This is a genomic window from uncultured Nitratireductor sp. (genome assembly GCF_913053745.1).
Taxonomy (GTDB): domain Bacteria; phylum Pseudomonadota; class Alphaproteobacteria; order Rhizobiales; family Rhizobiaceae; genus Nitratireductor.
Map to the genome: position 1 here is coordinate 1 of NZ_CAJXGF010000224.1, position 5,349 is coordinate 5,349.

Sequence of the window (5,349 nt, forward strand, 5' to 3'; positions counted from 1 at the left end):
GACCGGTTGCGGAGAAGCCGCTAGGGCGAAACCCGTCCGAGTGACCGGCCGAGGGTTGGGACAGCGGCCGGCGGGGCGCGTTCTTCGCGCCACCCACCATCAACAGAGAGGCACGGAAAACGCGCCCCGCTTCCCGATTTCTCATTCACACGCCGGCGGATGCCCCCGCGCGGCAATGGAGGCGCACGCCATGGTGCATCCCACGCGCCGTCTCCGGTGCCGCAAGGTTATCAGTCGATCCGAAATCGTCCACATGACATCTATGGAGCCCCGCATGAAAACCCCGCACGAAAGACAGAACGACACACCCGCGCCGCAGGGTTATCTCAGCGACATTGTCGGTGCGCTGGTGGCGGTCCGCGACACGCTTCCGGACAGCGATGAGGCGATTGATCCGCTCTTTCCCTTTGCGGCGCCGGTTTGGCCGCGTGAGGAAATGCAGGTGATGTTTCGCTATTTCGCGGGTCTGAACGACCTGCCACGGCGCTGCCCGAACCGCGGATGCCGGCGTGTGGGGCACTGCCGGGCGGGGGCGGACGAACTGCCGGAGAGCGCGTGCCGGCCGCTCTGGACGCACGACGATTTCGAACGTTTGCATGCCGCCTGGCTCGGTATTGCACTGGGCTGGATCTACAATGCCGAGCGCCACGCATTCGTCACCGGAATCGCGAATGAGGAAAATGGAGACGCGGTGGCGGAAACACCTCGCGATGCCGATGTCAAAACCGCAACGTGATGTCAAAACCGCAACGTAAAGTGCGTTTTTACCGTCTGCTTGCGGGTGTGTGCGCGCGGATCGGCGGTCAGCCCGTAATCGGCTTTCAGCGTCGCGCGTGGGTTCAGCGCCCAGTCGAACCCGGCCGTGGCGGTGATTTTGGCACTCTCTTCCAGCCGGTGCGCCGGGAGCGTCTCGCCGGGCACCGTGCCTTCCTTGCGCAGGAGGCTCCATTCCAGCCCTGCATGCGGCGTCAGCCGACCTCGGCGCGTGGAGATCTTCGTTTCGCCCGTCAGTCCAAGCGTCATTCTCGTGGCGCCGTCGCGCAGGCCGTCGGCCGTGCCGTTGAAGTGCATCTGCGAAAATCTGCCTTCGCCATAGCCGCGCAGGCTGAGCACGTCATGTGTGAAGACCCTGCTTGCCCGCAACATGGCGAAAACCCTGTCGCCGGATGCGCCGGGCGTCCGGGTGCCGTCGTCAACACGACCGGAAAAACGGCTGCGTGCCGCGCCGACGGCGAAATCCAGATAGGTTTCGTTGCCGGTGAAAACAGTGCCGTAAAGCGTTTCGCTGAACATGCGCGCCGAATAGGTCATGTCGGTGGAAAGTGGCGAGCGGTCGTAAGCCATACCCATGGCATGGCCGATCAGCAACCGCGGGTTCACTCGGTAATCGGCGCCGAAAGCCACGCCCTTGGTGGACAGGGCGGATGCGCGGGGGTCGTTGGTGCGTGCCTGGCTCAACACCGCTTCGCCGCCCATCCAGCGGGCGAGGCGGGGTGTGCGGCGCAATTTTTCCTCCGCTGTTACCTTGCCTGTATCGAGCAGCTTGCTTCTGGTCTCGTTGTGGTCTCTGCGTTTGACGTGCAGGCGCATGAGAATGGCTTCGGCGTTGCCGCCCCGCGCTCTCAGGCGGCGTGTGTTGGCAAGCCGTTCACGCACGATCGACAATTGCCGGGCTTCCGAATCCGCCGCGCGTCCGAGTTGCCGGGCGTGAATTGCCGCCATGTCGAGCGCCTCTTCCGCGGCGCCTTTTTCGGGAACCACGGTCAAAAACGCGATAAAGATTGCGAGCCCCGTCGCGAAATGAGCGGTGCGCTTGCAGCCGGAAAACATTCTTGGAAGCCCCGAATAGCGGTTGGGACGGACATCCTGGAGAAGATAGATCGATTGAACCGGGAGATAAATGGTAACGCAGTGTTTCTTTCGGAAATATTTTGTTTTAACGCCGCGCTGTTGTCGATTTGCCATAGGAGGGGCATGGGCGCTGCCCATCCACGCCGGTTCGCCGGTGTGCAACCGCCGATAAAGCCATCGGTTTGTGCAAGGGAGGCGGTGAAGATTCCCGGCCTCCTGTGCGATCGCCGTTTCGGGTTATGTAAAGGGGAGTTCGCCCATCTTGCGGCTGGCCCTGAGCCCTGGCCGGTCTTTTCGGTTTCTCGCCCGGTGTCGGACCACGGGAGAAATCGGAGGTATGGAGAAAGAGACTGCGGCGCGTTTATATGGCGTAGTGCGGTACAAGGCGCAAAAACACCTGAGCGCGCCGATGGCGCGCTGCTTGCGTCGGGATTGTGGCTCCGCGCTAGGCTTCGATCCGTGTTACGCTTTCCAACCCGGCCTGAACCAGGTTCAGCGGCATGCGGCGTCCGCTTGCCCAGGAGCGCATCACATGTCCGGCGATGCGTTCGCGGGATTTCTTATCGTTGCGCTTTATGCCGAGTTCGCTGCAAACGGCCTCAATGGCGTTTTCCATCGCGGCCATTTCATCCGCGTCATAGATGCCGGCACTGATATGCGGTACTCCAGACTTGGCCATCGTCCGGCCCTCCTCTGCCGTGCGGGGTCGCGGTCGGCGTGCGTTACCTCCTGTGCCGCCGTCCACCGTGGCTCCGCTTTATACGGTAACAGGTTTATTTCCGGTGTCTATTATGGCGAATCTATGTTGCGTGCTTGCGACAGCGCCCGTGAAGAAAAATCAGCGACGCGTGAACCTTTTCGTCTTCTCCCGCGACGGATGAACATCGGACGGCCGTGCTGGCCGGCCATTCATCGCAAGGAGAATGATGACATGACCCTGAAACGCACCATCGCCACCGGATTCATGGCCGCCACTCTTGTCGCCGCCGCGCTCTCGTCTGCAACCTCGGAAAGCCGCGCCGGCAGCCTGTCTCCGGGCGAGGCGGCGGCCATTGCCGGGATCGGCGGTTTCATCGTTGGCGGACTGGTCGCCGATTCCCGTGCCCGACACTACCGCCCCGCGCCGGTTTACGGCGGCGCTTCTGCCTGGGAACGACATGTGGCCCGCTGCTATGCGCGCTACCGTTCCTACGACGAATACAGCGATACGTTCCTCGGCTATGACGGCTATCGCCATCGCTGCCGTCTGTAGCCGGGGCCGCTCAAGCGTCCAACGAAAGGAGGTTTAACGGATCCGGATGGCCGCTCTCTCTTCCCTCTCTCCCATTCGCTGCGGCCGTTCGCGGGCCGGCGCTTCCCTCGCGCCGGCCCTGTTTCACGCATTGTCGGCATCGGGTTACCGGATTTTACCGCAGCCATGTCATACGCGCATGAAGTCACGCGGATCGTGAACGCCGGCCGCGCGGATTTTGACCGGTTTGCAGCAGGGGCGATGTGAACCAATGCGGGGATTGCGCGTTATACAGCCTGCAGTCACCGGTGGTGCGGGCAAATGCGGCAAAGCTTTGGCGTGAAGCGTGTTTGCGGCGGTCATCCTGTTTGATTTGAGATTACCGGCTTTCCGCATCACCTTTTCCCCGTCGGCCTGGTCCTCGGCTCCCCCAAAGCTGTCAACGGGGATTGGGCCGGCATAAAACAACAAAGGAGTTCTCTCCATGAAGCAGATCCTCGCAGTCCTTGCCGCCACCGGCTTCCTCACACTCTCGGCCTTTGCTGCGGAGGTGCAGGGAACGGTTCAATCCGTCGATCCGGCGACCAGAACGATCGCCCTCGATGACGGCACGGTGTACCCCGCCGGCGAGGGTGTCGATCTCGCCAGCATTGCCGCCGGAGCGACGGTTACGCTGACGATAGACGACACGACCAACGAGGTAACGTCTGTAGAAGCGCAAATGTAACCTGCCTGTCTCCCTTGGATGAGAAGCCGGTCTCCACAAGAGACCGGCTTCTTTGCGCGCGCATATATCGTTTCGGAACAAACTGTCATAAAACTCTGCTAAAGCGGCTTTCGAGAAGGGAATCGACAGGCTCCCCTTGGCCCGATGCATTGATGACCGGAGGCAGAATTCCATGAAGATTGCAGTTCTTGGCGGCGATGGTTTCGTCGGCTGGCCGACCTCGCTTCACTTGTCGGCACGCGGACATGACGTTCACATCGTCGACAATCTGTCCCGGCGCTGGATCGACACCGAACTCGGGGTCCAATCCCTAACGCCCATGGACTCCATCCAGGAGCGCACGCGCATCTGGCATCAGGAGACGGGTCGGCGTATTCACTTCCACCTGATCGACCTGGCACGCGACTACGATGTGCTGAAAGCCTGGCTCGACGAAAATCGACCCGATGCCATCGTGCATTTCGCCGAACAGCGTGCTGCGCCTTATTCGATGAAGAGCGATCGGCACAAGAACTATACGGTCAGCAACAACGTCAACGCCACGCACAACCTGCTGAACGCGATGACGGAGATCGGCCTCGATGCGCATCTGGTGCATCTGGGCACGATGGGGGTCTATGGGTATTCCTCGGTCGGTGCGGCGATTCCCGAAGGCTATCTCCCCGTCGGTGTCGAGACGCTTTCCGGCAAGACGGCCTCACAGGAAATCCTGTATCCGACCAATCCGGGTTCCATTTACCACATGACCAAGTCGCTGGATCAGCTTCTGTTCCAGTTTTATGCCAAGAACGACGGCGTGCGCATCACGGATCTGCATCAGGGCATCGTGTGGGGCACGCATACGGAAGAGACCAAGCTCCACACCCAGCTCATCAATCGTTTCGACTATGATGGCGATTATGGAACGGTGCTCAACCGCTTCCTGATACAGGCGGCCATCGGCTATCCGCTGACCGTGCATGGCACGGGCGGGCAGACGCGGGCTTTCATCCACATTCAGGACTCGGTGCGTTGCGTGGAGATCGCGCTCGACAATCCGCCTGATCGGGGCGACCGCGTCGAGATTTTCAATCAGATGACGGAAACGCACCGTGTGCGGGATCTGGCAGAGCTCGTGGCGCGCATGACCGGCGCGAAGGTCGCCTATCTTCCGAACCCGCGCAAGGAAGCGGCCGAGAACGACCTTGTGGTGAAGAACGACAAGTTTCTGTCGCTCGGCCTCAACCCGACCACGCTGGAAAAGGGACTGCTTTCGGAGGTCGTCGACGTGGCGAAAAAGTTCGACTACCGCGTCGACCGCTCGCGCATTCCCGCCGTCTCCGCATGGACCAAGGACATCGCACCGACCATCGAGCGCGACCCGGAGGGCAAGCGGTTGAAGAGTGTGGGCTAAGCGGCAGCTTTCATGTCAAGAAATGCCTATGTGACGCTTGTCACCAATGCCGACTATGCAATGGGCGCACTGGCTTTGGTGCGCTCTCTGCGTTTGACCGGCACCGATGCCGATCTCGTGGTGATGCATACCGGCGGGACGCCGTCC

At 61.3% G+C, this 5,349-nt stretch carries 6 protein-coding genes and 1 pseudogene; 5 read left to right on the forward strand and 2 right to left on the reverse strand.

Going from position 1 to position 5,349, the window contains the following annotated elements; translation table 11 throughout:
* Positions 1–274 precede the first annotated feature (274 nt).
* Positions 275–736 (forward strand): hypothetical protein, encoded by a 462-nt coding sequence (locus QZ638_RS22370; protein ID WP_295814737.1) that lies wholly within the window; start codon positions 275–277, stop codon positions 734–736.
* 2 nt (positions 737–738) lie between these two features.
* On the opposite strand, the gene QZ638_RS22375 is transcribed toward QZ638_RS22370, so the two are convergent.
* Both QZ638_RS22375 and QZ638_RS22380 read right to left on the reverse strand, forming a co-directional pair.
* Complete coding sequence (locus QZ638_RS22375) at positions 739–1,830, reverse strand: autotransporter outer membrane beta-barrel domain-containing protein (protein ID WP_295814740.1); 1,092 nt, start codon at positions 1,828–1,830, stop codon at positions 739–741.
* Positions 1,831–2,296: 466 nt separating this feature from the next.
* On the reverse strand, positions 2,297–2,530 hold the full coding sequence (locus QZ638_RS22380) for a hypothetical protein (protein ID WP_295814743.1): 234 nt from the start codon (positions 2,528–2,530) through the stop codon (positions 2,297–2,299).
* A gap of 252 nt (positions 2,531–2,782) precedes the next feature.
* On the opposite strand from QZ638_RS22380, the gene QZ638_RS22385 reads away from it, so the two are divergent.
* From QZ638_RS22385 to QZ638_RS22400, 4 genes and pseudogenes are all read left to right on the forward strand, one after another.
* Positions 2,783–3,103 carry a BA14K family protein gene (locus QZ638_RS22385; RefSeq protein ID WP_295814746.1) on the forward strand — a complete coding sequence of 107 codons (321 nt, stop codon included), beginning with the start codon at positions 2,783–2,785 and terminating at the stop codon, positions 3,101–3,103.
* Between the two features lie 463 nt (positions 3,104–3,566).
* Positions 3,567–3,809 carry a DUF1344 domain-containing protein gene (locus QZ638_RS22390; RefSeq protein WP_295814748.1) on the forward strand — a complete coding sequence of 81 codons (243 nt, stop codon included), beginning with the start codon at positions 3,567–3,569 and terminating at the stop codon, positions 3,807–3,809.
* A gap of 172 nt (positions 3,810–3,981) precedes the next feature.
* Positions 3,982–5,202, forward strand: coding sequence for an NAD-dependent epimerase/dehydratase family protein (locus QZ638_RS22395; RefSeq protein WP_295814750.1), 1,221 nt, complete (start codon positions 3,982–3,984; stop codon positions 5,200–5,202).
* Between the two features lie 12 nt (positions 5,203–5,214).
* Positions 5,215–5,349: pseudogene (locus QZ638_RS22400) on the forward strand (glycosyl transferase); the annotation flags it as partial.